Here is a 14,630-nt window from a genome sequence, read left to right as displayed (position 1 = left end):
CACTCCCCTCGTCCGCGGCTCGCGCCGACCTGCCCGGCGGCCGGTCCCTCGTCGGGGTCGTTCACGGTCGCGAGCGCCGCCGGGGGCCGGGGGGAGAGGAAGGCGGGGGCGCGCCGCCGGCCAGGGCGAGCACCGCGCCCACCACCAGGCCCGCCGTGCTCGAACTCGCGAGCCAGGCCGAGAGCCCCCCGACCAGCGCGGCGGCCGGCAGGGTGAGCACCCAGGCCGAGGCGATCTTGCCCACGACGCCCCAGGGCACCGTGGCGAGCTTCTTGCCCAGCCCCGCCCCGACGATCGACCCCGACGTCACCTGGGTCGTCGACAACGCGAAGCCGAGGGGGGACGAGATCAGGATGGTCGCCGCCGAACTCGTCTCGGCCGCGAACCCCTGCGGCGCCTGCACGTCGGTGATCCGCTTCCCGACGGTCCGCATGATGCGCCAGCCGCCGAGGTAGGTGCCGAGCGCGATGGCTAGGCCGCAGGCGAGGACCACCCACAGCGGCGGGGCGGGGCCCGCTCCCTGGGAGCCGGCGGCGATCAGGGGCAGCGGGATGACACCCATCGTCTTCTGGGCGGCGTTGGGGCCGTGCGCCAGCGAGACCAGGGAGGCGCTGACGGGCTGTCCGTGCCGGAATCCGGCGGTCGACCCCCGCAGGGTGGCCTGTCTGGTGACCCGGTAGGCCGCGTACGTGGCGACCAGCGCGACGACGCCGGCCACGACGGGCGAGATCAGGGCCGGCAGCACGACTTTCGACAGGACCACGTCGAAGTCGACCGCACCGACCCCGGCACCGATGACGGCCGCACCGATCAGGCCGCCGAAGAGTGCGTGGGACGAGCTGGACGGCAGTCCGAGGTACCAGGTGGCGAGGTTCCAGATGACGGCGCCCACGAGACCCGCGAAGATCATGACGGGCGTCACCTGCACCCCTCCGTCGCCCTCGCGGATGATGCCGTTCGAGACCGTGCTCGCGACCTCGGTGGAGAGGAACGCGCCCACCAGGTTGAGCACGGCCGAGATGAGGACGGCGACCTTGGGCTTCAGGGCGCCGGTGGCGACGGAGGTCGCCATGGCGTTCGCCGTGTCGTGGAAGCCGTTCGTGAAGTCGAAGACCAGCGCGATGACGATCACGAGCATCACGGTGACGAACACGTCCATCGGTACCGCCCTCCTGGAGGACCGTCGGTCGCCGATCGGTGACCGCGGCACGATCGCCCCGATGTGACGCTAGGCCTCCCGGACGAGGGGGAAAGTGAACGACGAAAGAATCTTGCACATCATGCAAATCGACCCGGGGGGCTCACGACCTGCCGTCGGGGTGCGGTGCGGCGAGCTCGAGGTTGACGTCGTCGGGGTCCTGCAGGGACAGGATCACCAGCCCGAAGGCCGGCAACGGCGTCACCTCGCCGTGTTCGACGCCCAGCTCGTCCAGGCGCCGGACGGCCTCGTGCAGCTCGTCGACCGATCCCACCGAGAAGCTCAGGTGGTCGAGCCCGACGCGGTCGGGATCGAAGCGGTCCCCGGCGGGCGCGACGGGTCGGAGCCCGAGCGTCTGGTCCGCGAACCTGAACGAGCAGCCGCCGTAGGTGCGCTGCGGGTCGTCGTGGATCGTCGGGTCGTCGATCTGGTCGCTGAAGTCGCTGCCCGGGCGCATCCCGAACAGCTCCTGGTAGAAGGCCTTGCTGCGGTGGATGTCGGTCACGGTGAGTCGGACGTGTGAAAAGCCGCGGGGCGTGACGATGGGGTCGCTCATGGCGTCATCCAACCCCCGCCTGCCGGAGCGACGACCCGCTAGAGTCGTGCCGATGGCCCCTGGGCCTTAGTGGAGGAACCCGTGTACCCGTCTCCACCTCATCCCTCGACGCGCGACGCGCACGAGGCCCGACGTGGCTGAGGCGAGCGCCGTCCGTGCGGCCGCCGCCCTGCTCGCCCGGGCCACCGGCGTGGGCAGCGACCCGTGTCGGCCCCTCCCCGACCCGTTCGGCGTGACCGGAGCGGCCGTCTCCCCCCTCGGTGGCCCCCTGGGCCCCGGCGCGGTCGGCGCGAGCGACCCCCCGTCGGCCCGCCGGGACGAGATCCAGTTCGACCTCGGCGAGGGGCCCTGCTGGCAGGCCCACCGCACGAACCGTCCGGTGATCGAACCCGATCTCGCGACCGCCCCACCACAGGCGTGGCCCGCCGCCGCCACCGCCCTGAGCGGAGCCGGCGTCGCGAGCGTCGCCGCCTTCCCCCTCTCGTACGGTCGACTCGACCTCGGGGCCGTCGACCTCTACAGCGACGACCGCCGCGAACTGACCGACGACGAGGTCGACCAGGCCACGACGCTCGCCTGCATCGCCGGCAAGAGCGTCCTCACCCGGGCGCTCGAGGCCCTCGAGGCGGGCGACGACAGCCCCTTCCCCACCCCCCTCCCCCGTGAGGTGCACCAGGCCTCGGGCATGGTCATGGTCCAGCTCGGCGTCAGCGTCGACGAGGCCCTGCTCGTCATCCGCGGCCACGCCTGGTCGAGCGGTCGAGCGCTGCGCGAGATCGCCAGTGAGATCGTGCTGCGGCGACTGGACTTCTCGTGAGGCACGACGACGGTCGTCGGCGACACGGCCTAGGCTGACGCCCGTGACCGACCGCGACAGAGAGACCCAGCTCCTGCAGACGTTCGTCACGCTCGCGGACTCGCTCGTGACCGGCTTCGACACCATCGACGTGTTGCAGATGCTCGTCGAGCGCGCCACGGCCCTCTTCGACGCCGCCGACGCCGGCATCATCCTCGCCGGTTCGACCGGCGAGCTCGAGGTGATCGCCTCGACCAACGAACGCAGCAAGCTCCTCGGGCTGCTGCAACTCCGTGCCGGCGAGGGCCCCTGCGTCGAGTCGTACACGACGGGCTCGGTCGTCTCGGTCCCCGACCTCGGCGAGATCGACGAGCGCTGGCCCGTCTTCGCCGCCCTCGCACGCGCCTCGGGCTACGGCTCGGTGCACGCCATCCCCCTGCGGCTTCGCGACCAGACGTTGGGCTCGCTCAACCTCTTCCGCGACACGACCGGCGTCCTGAACGAGGACGACGCGACGGCCGCCCAGGCGCTGGCCGACGTCGCGACGATCAGCATCCTGCAGGAGCGCGCGCTTCGCGAGATCGACTCCACGAGGGACCAGTTGCAGCGGGCCCTCGACAGTCGCATCGTGATCGAGCAGGCCAAGGGCGTCGTGTCGTACACGCAGTCCGTCGACATGGACGAGGCGTTCCAGCGCATCCGGCGGTACGCCCGGGCGAACCGCCTCCCGTTGGTCGAGGTCGCGGCCGACGTCGTGGCGCAGCGCCTGACCGTCTGACCGATGCGCTAGGCGCAGCCCCCCGAGGCGCGTACGGTGGGCCCCGGCAGCCCCAGACCCCGGTCGCCCTCCTCTCGCACCTCGCGGAGGCGGCCAGACTGGAGCCCCCCGTGAACCCTGATCCGATGGAACCGATGCCCCGCAACCCGCTCGACGAGACAGCCACCGACCAGCTACCCGGGTGGCCGTCACTCGACACCGAAGACCATCTCGAGGACGATCCCGCCCTCTAGGAAGGGTCTCGTGGCTCCCGAGCATCGAGCCGAAGTGCGCGAGCCCAGGCGTCAGGCCGCGGTGCGCGAACGCCGCGAACGGGCCAGCACGAACGGCAGCTGCGTCTCGTCGACCACGGGGACGCCGTAGCGCAGGGCCTTCCGCACCTTGCCCGACGGACAGGCGACGTCCGCCGCGACGACCAGGGACGTCTCGGTCGTGACCGCCGGCCAGACCACCAGTCCGGCCCGTTCGAGCGTGCGCGCCAGTGCGTCCCGCCCCTGACTGAGCGATCCCGTGAGCGCGACGTGCGCGCCGGGCGCCAGCGGACCGACGTCGGGGCGGGCGTGGGGCGGCGGCCGGGGCCCGGACGCAGCCCCGAGGGACTCGTCGAGTCCCTCGATGACCTCGAACTCGTCGAGCTCGTCGTCGTCCGCCGGACGGGGTGCGCGCTCGAGCACCGACGGCACGAGGGCCGCGCCGCGTCGGTGCGGGGCGATGCCGAGCATCTCGGCCACCGCCTCCACCTGCCGACGCTCGTCCTCGGCGGGCACGTCGTGCGCCCACACGGTCGAGCCGAGCGAGGCGAAGTAGCGGTCGTGCAGCACGACCCGCGACGGCTCGTCGAGGTCGGGTGGGGCGGCGAGGGTCGTGAGGTTGCCCCCCTCGGCCGTCGACAGGTACCCGTGGGACAAGGCCTTGTCGAGCATGGCCGCGTACTGGTCCTGCCGACGACCGAGGTCGAGTCGGGGCAGCAGTTCGGTCGCCCGCTCGAGGAACCTCGGCTCGACGGGCGCCGGGGGTGCGGGCGTGAGCTCGGGCACCCGGGCGACGCGGCGCCGGGACCGCCAGGCCGCGCGGCCGGGACCGTGGCCTCCGTCGTCGGCGCCGCCCGCGCCTCCTGCGAACCCGGGGTGCGGGGTGGTCCGCGGGGTCTCGGCGGTCGGCCACTGCTGCAGGGCGGCGTAGCGGCCCCAGTCCTGCCACCAGCCCGACTGGGCGTCGCCCATGCGCAGGTACGCGGACAGCAGGCGGGCCGTCGCGGTCGCGTCCGCCAGGGACTCGTGGGCGACGGAGAGGTCGACGTCGAGGGCCGCGCAGCAGTCGGCGAGCGTCCGACCGCTACCGGGCAGGTACGTGGGGGCGAGCTTCATCGTGCAGAGGGCGCCCGCACCGTCGGGCCCGAGCGGCGAGACCAGTCCGAGGCGCGCGAACTCGGCGGCGAGGAACTGCGCCTCGAAGCGGGCGTTGTGCGCGACGGCGACCCGTCCGCGCAGACGGTCGCAGAGCCCGTCGACGATGTGCTCGAACCGGGGCGCGCCGCGCACGTCGGCGCTTCGGAGGCCGTGCACGTGGATGGGTCCGAGGTCGCGCGAGGGGTCGACGACGGTCTCGAACGATGCCTCGACCTCACCGTGGGCGTCGAGGTGCACGATGCCGATCTCGATGACCCGGTGGTGCCGCCCGGGCCAGAGACCGGTCGTCTCGACGTCGATGACCGCGTAGCCGCCGTGAACCATGTCATCCCTTTCGTCGCGCCGAGCCTGGCAGGCTGCCCGATGGGCAGCCAGCCCGCAATCGGGTGACACCCGTCGTGGGGCGGTCGGGGGACGCGGGCTCAGGAGGCGCGGGCGGCGCTTCCCGGCGGTCGCCCCGGCCCCCCCGATGGTGGGCATGACCGCCCCCCCCGCCCCCGTCCCCGCCGCGACCGCCTCCGTCACGGCTCCGAGCGCCTCCGTCACGGCCGTCTGCCGGGTGTCCGCCCTGCTGCCCGACTCGGGCACGATCGGCGTGACCGCGATCGACAAGCGCCCCGTCGACGGGCCCGTGCACGTGCGCCCGCTCGGCCTCCGCGCGGACGTCCAGGCCGACCGCAAGCACCACGGCGGCCTCGACCAAGCGGTGTACGTCTTTGCCGACGAGGACGCGTCCCATTTCGCCGACCTGCTCGGACGCGAGGTGACGCCGGGGCTGTTCGGCGAGAACCTGCGGACGTCGGGCATCGACGTCGCCGGCGCCGTGATCGGCGGGCGCTGGGCCGTGGGCGAGACCCTCGTGCGCGAGGTCACCAAGCCGCGCATCCCGTGCGGCACGTTCGCCCGGCGGCTCGGCGAGACGCAGTGGGTCAAGCGGTTCTTCGCCGAAGGGCGTCCCGGCACGTACCTGCGGGTGGTGAAGGCGGGGCCCGTCGAGGCCGGTGACCCGGTGACCGTGCTGTCGCGCCCGTCGCACGGGGTGACGATCGGAGAGGCCTTCACCGGGCTCGATCCGGACCGGGCCGAGGCCCTGCTCGCGGCCGTCGACGGGCCCGATCGCCTGAGGCTCACCGACGAGGTCCGGGGCTTCGCCGAGAAGGCCCTGCGAGGGCGCGTCCCCGCCTGAGCGCGGGGGGACGCGCTCCACTCCCCTCGACGACGAGGGCCCGGACGGGGCCCGCGCCAGAGGAGGCACCCCATGTTCGAAGCCGAGAACATCCGCGACTGGATCGGCATGCCCGTCGTCGACCCCGACGGCGACAAGGTCGGCTCGCTCGAGAGCATCTACTTCGACACCGCCGCCGACCAGCCCGCCTTCGCCACGGTGACGGCCGGCCTGCTCGGCCGCTCGCGCCTGGTCTTCGTCCCGCTGCAGGGCGCGGTCGTCGCCCCCACGCACCTCACGGTGCAGTTCGCCAAGAAGCTCGTCACGGGCGCCCCGCCGATCGAGACCGACGGCGAGCTCGAGGCCGCCCGCGAGCCCGCCGTGTTCGAGCACTACGGCCTCGTGTACCAGACCGGTGCCGCAGGCGACCGCCGCCTCGGCCGCCGCTGACCGCGGCACCGTCTCCGCCCGAAGGGTCCCGCCGAGTCGGCGGGGCCCTTCGGCGTCCGTGGTGACGGCGGTGCGCACTCGAGTGCAGAACGTGCAAAAATCAGGAGGCGCTGGTCGGTGACCAGCGCCTCCTGCGTCCCGCGCTCGCCCCGACGCCGCCGTCACGCGCTCCGGCCCCGTGCCGCCCCACACCCCTCGCCTCGCCTCACGGCCCGTGCCGCTGCCCGAAAGGCTCCCCCATGACCGACGCCTCCGCCGCCCCCTCGACCCGCGCCTCCTCGGCGTCCTCCCCCCGGCCCGGCCCCGGCCAGCCCGCCGGCGTGCCGCGTCACGCCTGGTACGCCCTCGTCGCCCTGCTGCTCGGCATGTTCATCGCCCTGCTCGACACGACGATCGTCAACGTCGCCCTGCCGACGATCCGCACGACGCTCGACGCCTCGGAGTCGACCCTGTCGTGGATCATCTCGGGGTACGCGCTCGCCTTCGGCCTCGCGCTGATCCCCGCCGGACGCATCGGCGACCGCATCGGCCACAAGTGGGTCTACTTCACGGGCGTGCTGCTCTTCACGCTCGCCTCGCTCGCCTGTGGCCTCGCCCAGGACGACACCCAGCTCGTCGTGTTCCGCGTCGTGCAGGGACTGGCCGGCGGAATCTTCGTGCCCGCCGTGACGGCGTTCATCCAGTTGCTGTTCCCCGGTCGCTCGCGCGGCAAGGCCTTCGCCATCATGGGTGCCGTCATCGGCGTCTCGTCGGCGCTCGGCCCGATCATCGGCGGTCTGATCATCCAGGCGTTCGGCGACGAGAACGGCTGGCGTCTCGTGTTCTACGTCAACCTGCCGTTCGGCATCATCACCCTGATCGCCGCCGCGGTACTGCTGCCCAAGCGCGACGAATCGGTGCCCCGCCCCGACCGCGGGCTCGACTGGATCGGCCTCGTGCTGGTCTCGGGCGCCTTCGTCGCCCTGCTCGTGCCGCTGATCCAGGGGCAGGACGAGGGCTGGCCGTTGTGGACCTACCTGACCATCGCCGCCGGTGTCGTGCTGCTCGCCCTGTTCGGGCTGTGGGAGGTCGCGTACCCGAAGCGCGGCAAGCCCCCCCTCGTCCCGCCGAAGCTCTTCGCCCACCCGTCGTTCACCGGGGGCGTCGTGCTCGCGCTCGTCTACTTCGCGGCCTTCACCAGCATCTTCTTCACGATCTCGCTGCTCTGGCAGTCCGGACTCGGCCACAGCGCACTGGCCTCGGGCGCCGTGGCGATCCCGTTCGCGGTCGGCAGCATCATCAGCTCGTCGCAGAGCAACCGCATCGCGGCCCGGCTCGGGCGCGGCGTGCTGATCCTCGGCACGGCGCTCGTCACCGTCGGCCTCACCTGGATGTGGCTCGTGCTCGTGACGGTCGACGCCTCCGACCTGACCAACTGGATGCTGCTGGTGCCGCTGCTGCTCGCCGGCCTCGGCAACGGCTTCTTCATCGCGCCGAACGTGCAGTTCATCGTGGCGACGGTCGACCGGCAGGACGCCGGCTCGGCCAGCGCCGTCATCTCGGCCATCCAGCGCATCGGCTCGGCCGTCGGCATCGCGATCATCGGCAGCGTGCTCTTCGGGACGCTGACCATCTCGGGTCGGACGCCGGCCGACGTCGCCACCGGGTTCACCGACGCAGCAGCCCACGCCATGCTCGTGAGCGCGATCTTCGCCCTGGCCTCGTTCGTGCTGGTGTTCGCCCTGCCGCGTCGCGTCCCGCAGCAGCGCGGGTAGCGCCCTCCTGATGCCGCCCACGAGCGGGTGGGGCCGGGATGCGAACCCGGCCTCCTCGTTCGGGCGGCACCAAGAAACGTGAGGCACACTGCAACGATGCCCTCAGCCCTGCCGACCACAGAGCCGACCGTCCGCCCCGTCTCGACCACCCGTCGAGACCGGGTCCTGCCGCTCGACGGCCTGCGCACCCTGGCCATCGCGCTCGTCGTGCTGTACCACCTGCACGTGCCGGGTTTCGGCAGCGGGTTCGTGGGCGTCAACGTGTTCTTCGTGCTGTCGGGCTACCTGATCACCACCCTGCTGCTGCGCGAGCACGCCTCGACGGGACGCATCCGGCTCGGCCGGTTCTGGGTCCGTCGCCTGCTCCGGCTGTACCCGACGTTGCTCGCCGTCGTCGTGGTCGGAGTCTCGCTGTGGTGGCTCGTCGGCGACTACCAGGGCTCGACGCTCGGCCCCGTCGGGGCCGCCGTCATCGCCCTGACCTACTCGGGCAACATCGCCCGGGCCTTCTTCGACACCTCGCAGGGCGTCTTCGCCCCGATGTGGAGCCTGTCGATGGAAGAGCAGTTCTACCTCGTCTGGCCGCCGGTGCTCGTCCTGCTGCTCGCCGTCGCGGTCAAGCGCAAGGCCCTGGTCGCCGGACTCTCGGTCGTCGTCGTCGCCTCGGCCGTCGCGACCTGGTTCCTGTACGACCGTCCCTCGGGCAGCGCGACGCCCGACGTCTACTTCAGCCCCGTCCTCAACGTGGCCCCCCTGTTGATGGGCTGCGTGCTGGCGATCGTCCTGCGGTCCGACCGCGTGCGGGCCGCCCTGGCTGGCCGATGGGGCGCGCTGGCCACCTGGCTCGGGCTCGCCGGGGTCGTGGGCTCGTTGTTCGCCATCGGATCGGGCTGGCAGCAGAGCGTCGTGACCTTCGCGGTCGCGCTGCCCGCGGTGGGCCTCGCCTCGATGCTGTTGATCGGCGGGCTCGTCACGGCGTCGTCGCCGGTCGCCTGGGTGCTGTCCCTCGCCCCGGTCGCCTGGTTCGGACGGGCCGTCTCGTACCCGCTCTACCTCTGGCACGTCGTCTTCATCGCGCTCCTCGAGCCGTACGTCCAGGGTGCCCTCGGCGTCGTCCTCGTGCTCGCGGCGGCGATCGGCACGTCGGTGCTCTCGCACCACGTCGTGGAGAAGCCCGCCCTGAAGCTCAAGGGGCGCTTCGAGCCCCGGGAGCCGCGCCGCGCCTCCTCGTCCGTCGCGCGCGACCGCGAGCTCACGAACGCCTGACGCTCGACGGACCCGGCGTCAGAGCCAGCCGCGTTCGCGCGCGACCCGGGCGGCGGTGTGACGCGACGAGCTGCCGGTCTTCTGCATGGCCGACGACAGGTAGTTGCGCACCGTGCCGGAGGCGAGGTGCAGCCGGGCGCTGATCTCGCGGACCGAGAACCCGTCGGTCGTCAGGCGCAGCGTGTCGAGCCCGCGCTCGGTCAGCGGGCAGTCGTCCATCATCGCCGACGCCGAGATGTCGGCGTCGATGTAGCGCCGGCCGCCGTGCCCCTGCACGATCCCCCTCTCGAGTTCGTCGGGGTCGACCGACTTCGGCAGGAATCCTCGCACCCCGGCTCGGAGGGCCCGCCGGAGCACGCCCGGGCGACCGTGACGGGTCAGCAGCACGACCGCCTGGTCGGGTCGTCCGCCCAGGATGGCGATCGCCGCGTCGATGCCGTCCATGCCGGGCATCTCGAGGTCGAGCAGCACCACGTCGGGCTGGTGCAGGGCTGCGAGCGCCACCGCCTCGGTGCCGTCGGCGGCCTGGGCGACGACCTCGACGGTGTCGCTCAGGTCGAGCAGGGCGGCGATCGACCGGCGGAGCAGGGTCTCGTCGTCGGCGAGCAGCACCCGGATCACGCCGCACCCCCACGCAGCGCCGCAGCGGGTGTCCCGGCCGCGCGGGCCTCGACGCGGAACTCACCGTCGACCTGCCGGGTGGTCACGGTGCCACCGACCTCGCCGAACCGTTCGCCGAGGCGGGCCAGGCCGCTGAGCCCTCGCATCGGTTCGGCCGCGCCGTCGTTGACCACCTGGACCGACTCGGGGCCGAGCACGATGGTGACCCGTTCGGCCTGGGCGTGCCGCAGCAGGTTCGTGGTGGCCTCGCGCACGACGTGACCGAACAGGTCGTCGGCCGGGTGCCCGACGGGAGGGACGCCCGTGACCTCGAGCTCGATGCCCGCAGCGCGGATGAGCTCGGTCGAGTTGGCCAGTTCGCCGGCGAGCGTGAGGGTGCGTTCGCCGTAGGCCAGACGGCGGGTCTCGGCGATGGTCTGCACGATCAACTGCTCGGCCTCGCGGAGGTGCTGGCGCGCGGCGACGGGGTCGCGGTCGAGCGTCTTGTCGGCCAGCTGCAGCTGCAGGCGGCTGACGTGCAGGGCCTGCCCCTGGATGTCGTGGAGATCGACCGAGAAGCGGTAGCGCTCCTGCATCACGGCGAGCTCGGACTGCGTCTCGCGGGCGAGGTCGATCTCGAGGTAGAGGTCGAAGGCGTACCGGTTGAGCCGACAGACGCCGTACATCGCGAGCACGGCGATCGCGACGGCCACGAGCTGGGCCACCGCCGCGCGCAGATCGTCGGTCGAGGTGAGCACGATCGGCACCAGGGCGAGCACGAGGCCGACGACCAGCCACCGCGGGGCGGCGAGCGGCGCCGTCGTGGTGGCGTAGCCGAGCGTGATCCCGAAGAAGAACAACACCACGGGGTTCTGCTCGCCGAAGGGCACCGTCAGCCAGAGACCGTACGAAGCGGCCAGGGTGGTGACGGTGAGCCACCACGGGCCTCGACGCTCCCAGAAGAACGACTGGGCCGTGACCAGCGCGCCCACGACGCCGACGACGACCACGAGCACCGGTGACGCCCCCTCGGCGATCAGCATCGCGCCGAAGACCACCGTGTAGAACGCTGCCAACCCGACGAACGACCAGGTCACGTAGCGCCGCATGCGTGCCAGTGGTGGGAGTCGGGAGCCCGTGACGAGGCTCGCGGTACGAGCGGTCAGCGTGCGGCGGGACATGACCCCACGCTAACGGAGCGTCCGCGCGGACGGACCCGCCCGATGTCACGCCTGTGCGTGACCGATGTCACGTCGAACTGGTGGCGCCGTGGCACTACGACGGCGGCGCCGGACGCGAGATCGTCGGAGCCATGACGAACTCCATCGACACCACGCCCCGCCCGGCCGTCACCCGTCACCCGGCCGACGAGGCCGACACCGTGATCTCGGCACGGGGCCTCACCTGCTCGTACGGGTCGTTCACCGCGGTCGACGGCGTCGATCTCACGGTGCGCCGGGGCGAGCTCTACGCGCTGCTCGGTACCAACGGAGCCGGCAAGACCACGACCCTCGAGGTGCTCGAGGGCCATCGAGAGGCCACCGGCGGCACCGTGCGGGTGTTGGGCAGCGACCCGACCGACCGCCGCCGGACGCGCCCCCGCATCGGCATGATGCTGCAGGACTCCGGCCTCGCCCCCGAACTGACCGTGCGCGAGAGCGTGCGGCTCGCGGGCGCCGTCTCGGGCCGCGACGACGACGTCGACCGGGTGCTCGGCCTGGTCGGCATCGACCACGAGGCCCGGGCCCGGGTCGCCCAGCTGTCGGGCGGCGAGCGCCGTCGCGTCGACTTCGCGGCCGCGGTCTGGGGCACCCCCGAGCTGGTCTTCCTCGACGAGCCGACGACCGGCCTCGACCCGTCGGCCCGCGACGAGCTCTGGGCCGTCGTCGCCGAACTGCGGGAGGCGGGGGTCACCTTCGTCCTGACGACCCACTACCTCGAGGAGGCGGCCGAGAACGCCGACCGCATCGGCCTGATGCACGCGGGCACGATCCGCCGCGAGGGCAGGGTCGCCGACCTGACGGCCGGGAGCACGACGAGCATCCGGTTCGTCGCCCCTGCCGCGATCGACGACCTCCCGTTGCCGATCACCCGCACCGAGAACGATCTCGTGGTCGTCGAGACCGACGACGCCCAGCGCGACGTCGCGACGCTGCTGCGCTGGGCGGCTGACGCCGACCACACCCTGGCCCGCTTCACCGTGCACGAGTCGGGACTCGACGACGTGTTCCGCGACCTCAGCCGTGCCTCCTGACCCCCTCGATCCGCCGTCCTCGAAAGGACCCCTCATGACTTCCGTGACCACCGCCTCCCCCGCCTCGACGGGGCCGACCGGACCCGTCGGCACGTCTTCCTCCGCCTCGAACAGGTCGGGTCCCGTCGCCATCGGCGTCGCCGAGCTGCGCATGCTCGTGCGCAACCGCACCGTCGCGCTCTCGGCCCTGCTCTTGCCCCTCGCGTTCGGAGCCGGCACCTTCCTGTTCGACCTCTACGGCACGGGCGGCATGCTCGCGGGCGTACAGATCGTGGGCATGGTGGGCCTCGGGGTCTACATCACCGCGACGACGACGCTGGCGGCCCGTCGACAGTCGCTCTACCTGAAGCGGCTGCGCAGCGGTTCGGTGAGCGACACCGGGATCACCGCGGGACTCGTGCCCCCGCCATGGCGGTCAGCCTGGCGCAGATCGTGATCGTGCTCGGCATCCTCGCCGTGCGCGAACCACCGGTCAGCCCGGTGTTGGTGATCACCGCCGTGGTCATCGCCGAGATCATGTTCGCCGGATTCGCGTTCGCGACGGCCGGCTTCAGCACCTCACCCGAGCACGCCCAGTACACGACCATGCCGATCTTCATGGTCACGCTCGGCGTCGCCATCTGGTGGACGATCACCGGCGCCGACGACCTGCTCTGGCTGAAGCGTCTGCTGCCCGGTGGCGGACTCATGGAACTCGCCGTCCTCGCCTGGAACGGCGGCGACCTGTCGGTCGTCCCGGTGCTGCTCGCCCCCACGCTGGTCTGGGCCGCGCTGGCCGTCGTCGCGGGGATGCGACTGTTCCGCTGGGAACCTCGCCACTGAGGTGGGCTCAGGCCTCGGCGCGCGGCCGGGCGATCGCGGGCACGCCCACCGCGACGGACCCGGGCGGGACGTCCTTCGTCACGACGGCGTTGGCCCCGACGACGCTGCCGCTGCCCACGGTGACGCCGCCGAGCACGGCGGCCCCGGCACCGATCATCACGCCGTCACCGACGGTGGGGGGCCGGCGGCCGAGCGCGCCTCCTCGTCCCTTGCCCCCGAGGGTCACGCCGGGGAAGATCGTGCAGTCGTCACCGACCACCGCCGTCTCGCCGATCACGACGCCCATGCCGTGGTCGATGAAGAGGCGGGCCCCGAGGCGCGCCCCGGGGTGGATCTCGACGCCGGTCAGCGACCGCGCGACCTGCGAGAGCAGCCGCGCGGCGAACCGTGACCCGAGGAGGCGCGGTGCCGGCCCCGCACGCCACAGTCGCGAGGTCACGCGGTGCGCCCACACCGCGTGCAGGCCCGAGTAGACCAGAGCGGTCTCGAGGCGTCCTCGGGCAGCCGGGTCGCGCCTCCGGACGGTGTCGAGGTCTTCGCGGAGGCGGGCGACCAGCTGCACCCTAGGCGTCCGCGAGGTCCTGGAAGAGCACCGTCGACAGGTAGCGCTCCCCGGTGTCGCAGACGATCGCGACGATGCGCTTGCCGGCGTTCTCGGGCCGCTTGGCGATCTCGAGTGCGGCATGGATGATCGCGCCGGACGAGATGCCCGAGAGGATGCCCTCTCTCGTGGCGAGGTCGCGCGCGACGCGCAGGGCGTCGTCGAGCTGGACGGGGAAGACCTCGTCGATCTGCGAGCGGTCGAGCACCTCGGGCACGAAGTTCGCCCCGATGCCCTGGATCTTGTGCGGCCCGGCCTTGCCCTCGCTCAGCAAGGGCGAGTCGGCGGGCTCGACGGCGACGACCTTCACGCCGGGAACCTTCTCGTGCAGCACCTGCCCGACGCCCGTGATCGTGCCGCCGGTGCCGACGCCCGCGACGAAGAAGTCGATCTTCCCGTCGGTGTCGCGCAGGATCTCGGGCGCGGTCGTGCGGCGGTGGATCTCGGCGTTGGCCCGGGTCTCGAACTGCTGCGCCCAGATCGCGTTCTCGGTCTCGGCCGCGATCTGCTTCGCTCGCTCGACGGCGCCCTTCATGCCCTCGGGACCGGGGGTCAGGACGATCTTCGCGCCGTAGGCCTTCATGACGGTGCGTCGTTCGACGCTCATCGTCTCGGGCATTGTGACGATCACCTGGTAGCCGCGGGCGGCGCCGACCAGGGCCAGCGAGATGCCGGTGTTGCCGCTCGAGCCCTCGACGATCGTCCCGCCGGGCTTCAGGTCGCCGGACGCCTCGGCCGCGTCGACGATGGCGACGCCGAGGCGGTCCTTCACGCTGGCACCCGGGTTGTAGAACTCGAGCTTGGCCAGCACCTCGGCACCGCCCTCGGCGGGCAGCGAGTTGAGCTTGACGAGCGGGGTGTTGCCGAAGGCCGAGGTGATGTCGGCGTGGATTCCGGGCATGCGCGGGTCTCTTCCGTGAACGGGGTCTGTGCGGACGGATCGATGCTCATCTTAGGCAGCCCCCCTGCGCCGTCCCCCTG

16 protein-coding genes are annotated in these 14,630 nt (G+C 72.4%); 9 read left to right on the top strand and 7 right to left on the bottom strand.

Going from position 1 to position 14,630, the window contains the following annotated elements; translation table 11 throughout:
* Nucleotides 1-61: 61 nt before the first annotated feature.
* Entirely contained in the window at nucleotides 62-1,159 is a 1,098-nt protein-coding gene (locus AEQ27_RS08545; protein WP_082383370.1) for an inorganic phosphate transporter, read from the bottom strand.
* A 142-nt stretch (nucleotides 1,160-1,301) separates the two neighbouring features.
* Nucleotides 1,302-1,754, bottom strand: a complete 453-nt coding sequence (locus tag AEQ27_RS08540) for a VOC family protein (RefSeq protein WP_054146262.1) — start codon at nucleotides 1,752-1,754, stop codon at nucleotides 1,302-1,304.
* Between the two features lie 133 nt (nucleotides 1,755-1,887).
* Here AEQ27_RS08540 and AEQ27_RS08535 point away from each other — a divergent pair, with 133 nt between their 5' ends.
* Nucleotides 1,888-2,571, top strand: a complete 684-nt coding sequence (locus AEQ27_RS08535) for a GAF and ANTAR domain-containing protein (RefSeq protein ID WP_054146261.1) — start codon at nucleotides 1,888-1,890, stop codon at nucleotides 2,569-2,571.
* 43 nt (nucleotides 2,572-2,614) lie between these two features.
* A complete protein-coding gene (locus tag AEQ27_RS08530; RefSeq protein WP_054146260.1) occupies nucleotides 2,615-3,328 on the top strand; it encodes a GAF and ANTAR domain-containing protein in 714 nt (237 codons plus the stop codon).
* 284 nt (nucleotides 3,329-3,612) lie between these two features.
* Here AEQ27_RS08530 and AEQ27_RS08525 read toward each other — a convergent pair whose 3' ends face one another.
* Complete coding sequence (locus AEQ27_RS08525) at nucleotides 3,613-5,061, bottom strand: exonuclease domain-containing protein (protein WP_054146259.1); 1,449 nt, start codon at nucleotides 5,059-5,061, stop codon at nucleotides 3,613-3,615.
* A gap of 154 nt (nucleotides 5,062-5,215) precedes the next feature.
* Here AEQ27_RS08525 and AEQ27_RS08520 point away from each other — a divergent pair, with 154 nt between their 5' ends.
* The 4 genes from AEQ27_RS08520 to AEQ27_RS08505 all read left to right on the top strand — a co-directional run bounded on the left by AEQ27_RS08520 (nucleotide 5,216) and on the right by AEQ27_RS08505 (nucleotide 9,372).
* Nucleotides 5,216-5,923 carry an MOSC domain-containing protein gene (locus AEQ27_RS08520; RefSeq protein ID WP_054146291.1) on the top strand — a complete coding sequence of 236 codons (708 nt, stop codon included), beginning with the start codon at nucleotides 5,216-5,218 and terminating at the stop codon, nucleotides 5,921-5,923.
* Nucleotides 5,924-5,995: 72 nt separating this feature from the next.
* Nucleotides 5,996-6,352: a PRC-barrel domain-containing protein gene (locus AEQ27_RS08515; RefSeq protein ID WP_054146258.1), complete on the top strand. Its 357-nt coding sequence runs from the start codon at nucleotides 5,996-5,998 to the stop codon at nucleotides 6,350-6,352.
* Nucleotides 6,353-6,591: 239 nt separating this feature from the next.
* On the top strand, nucleotides 6,592-8,106 hold the full coding sequence (locus AEQ27_RS08510; RefSeq protein ID WP_054146257.1) for an MFS transporter: 1,515 nt from the start codon (nucleotides 6,592-6,594) through the stop codon (nucleotides 8,104-8,106).
* Nucleotides 8,107-8,202: 96 nt separating this feature from the next.
* Complete coding sequence (locus tag AEQ27_RS08505; RefSeq protein WP_054146256.1) at nucleotides 8,203-9,372, top strand: acyltransferase; 1,170 nt, start codon at nucleotides 8,203-8,205, stop codon at nucleotides 9,370-9,372.
* Nucleotides 9,373-9,390: 18 nt separating this feature from the next.
* Here the strand turns inward: AEQ27_RS08505 and AEQ27_RS08500 are convergent, their stop codons facing one another.
* Together AEQ27_RS08500 and AEQ27_RS08495 are read right to left on the bottom strand one after the other, a co-directional pair.
* A complete protein-coding gene (locus AEQ27_RS08500; protein ID WP_054146255.1) occupies nucleotides 9,391-9,993 on the bottom strand; it encodes a response regulator transcription factor in 603 nt (200 codons plus the stop codon).
* Complete coding sequence (locus AEQ27_RS08495; RefSeq protein ID WP_082383368.1) at nucleotides 9,990-11,153, bottom strand: sensor histidine kinase; 1,164 nt, start codon at nucleotides 11,151-11,153, stop codon at nucleotides 9,990-9,992. Before AEQ27_RS08495 ends, AEQ27_RS08500 begins: the two co-directional genes overlap by 4 nt.
* Nucleotides 11,154-11,284: 131 nt before the next feature.
* Here AEQ27_RS08495 and AEQ27_RS08490 point away from each other — a divergent pair, with 131 nt between their 5' ends.
* Genes AEQ27_RS08490 through AEQ27_RS08480 form a run of 3 tightly spaced genes read left to right on the top strand, consistent with a single transcriptional unit; the run spans nucleotide 11,285 to nucleotide 13,048 of the window.
* On the top strand, nucleotides 11,285-12,226 hold the full coding sequence (locus AEQ27_RS08490) for an ABC transporter ATP-binding protein (RefSeq protein WP_082383374.1): 942 nt from the start codon (nucleotides 11,285-11,287) through the stop codon (nucleotides 12,224-12,226).
* A gap of 34 nt (nucleotides 12,227-12,260) precedes the next feature.
* Nucleotides 12,261-12,662, top strand: coding sequence for a hypothetical protein (locus AEQ27_RS08485; RefSeq protein WP_152970245.1), 402 nt, complete (start codon nucleotides 12,261-12,263; stop codon nucleotides 12,660-12,662).
* On the top strand, nucleotides 12,635-13,048 hold the full coding sequence (locus AEQ27_RS08480) for a hypothetical protein (RefSeq protein ID WP_054146252.1): 414 nt from the start codon (nucleotides 12,635-12,637) through the stop codon (nucleotides 13,046-13,048). The genes AEQ27_RS08485 and AEQ27_RS08480 overlap by 28 nt, the downstream gene beginning before the upstream one ends.
* A gap of 7 nt (nucleotides 13,049-13,055) precedes the next feature.
* On the opposite strand, the gene epsC is transcribed toward AEQ27_RS08480, so the two are convergent.
* Nucleotides 13,056-13,610 (bottom strand): serine O-acetyltransferase EpsC, encoded by a 555-nt coding sequence (epsC, locus tag AEQ27_RS08475; RefSeq protein WP_054146251.1) that lies wholly within the window; start codon nucleotides 13,608-13,610, stop codon nucleotides 13,056-13,058.
* Nucleotide 13,611: 1 nt separating this feature from the next.
* On the bottom strand, nucleotides 13,612-14,550 hold the full coding sequence (gene cysK, locus AEQ27_RS08470) for a cysteine synthase A (RefSeq protein WP_054146250.1): 939 nt from the start codon (nucleotides 14,548-14,550) through the stop codon (nucleotides 13,612-13,614).
* Nucleotides 14,551-14,630 lie beyond the last annotated feature (80 nt).

Origin of the sequence: Frigoribacterium sp. RIT-PI-h (genome assembly GCF_001297205.1) — a bacterium.
Lineage (GTDB): Bacteria > Actinomycetota > Actinomycetes > Actinomycetales > Microbacteriaceae > Frigoribacterium.
The sequence above is the reverse complement of the archived record's forward strand: the minus strand, read 5'-3'. Positions and strand labels throughout refer to the sequence as shown.

What these genes read in the sequence shown, in the direction of transcription:
- AEQ27_RS08545 (WP_082383370.1), bottom strand. Translation starts at nt 1,159, where the DNA reads ATGGACGTGTTCGTCACCGTGATGCTCGTGATCGTCATCGCGCTGGTC.
- AEQ27_RS08540 (WP_054146262.1), bottom strand. Translation starts at nt 1,754, where the DNA reads ATGAGCGACCCCATCGTCACGCCCCGCGGCTTTTCACACGTCCGACTC.
- AEQ27_RS08525 (WP_054146259.1), bottom strand. Translation starts at nt 5,061, where the DNA reads ATGGTTCACGGCGGCTACGCGGTCATCGACGTCGAGACGACCGGTCTC.
- AEQ27_RS08520 (WP_054146291.1), top strand. Translation starts at nt 5,216, where the DNA reads ATGACCGCCCCCCCCGCCCCCGTCCCCGCCGCGACCGCCTCCGTCACG.
- AEQ27_RS08515 (WP_054146258.1), top strand. Translation starts at nt 5,996, where the DNA reads ATGTTCGAAGCCGAGAACATCCGCGACTGGATCGGCATGCCCGTCGTC.
- AEQ27_RS08510 (WP_054146257.1), top strand. Translation starts at nt 6,592, where the DNA reads ATGACCGACGCCTCCGCCGCCCCCTCGACCCGCGCCTCCTCGGCGTCC.
- AEQ27_RS08505 (WP_054146256.1), top strand. Translation starts at nt 8,203, where the DNA reads ATGCCCTCAGCCCTGCCGACCACAGAGCCGACCGTCCGCCCCGTCTCG.
- AEQ27_RS08495 (WP_082383368.1), bottom strand. Translation starts at nt 11,153, where the DNA reads ATGTCCCGCCGCACGCTGACCGCTCGTACCGCGAGCCTCGTCACGGGC.
- AEQ27_RS08490 (WP_082383374.1), top strand. Translation starts at nt 11,285, where the DNA reads ATGACGAACTCCATCGACACCACGCCCCGCCCGGCCGTCACCCGTCAC.
- AEQ27_RS08485 (WP_152970245.1), top strand. Translation starts at nt 12,261, where the DNA reads ATGACTTCCGTGACCACCGCCTCCCCCGCCTCGACGGGGCCGACCGGA.
- AEQ27_RS08480 (WP_054146252.1), top strand. Translation starts at nt 12,635, where the DNA reads ATGGCGGTCAGCCTGGCGCAGATCGTGATCGTGCTCGGCATCCTCGCC.
- cysK (WP_054146250.1), bottom strand. Translation starts at nt 14,550, where the DNA reads ATGCCCGGAATCCACGCCGACATCACCTCGGCCTTCGGCAACACCCCG.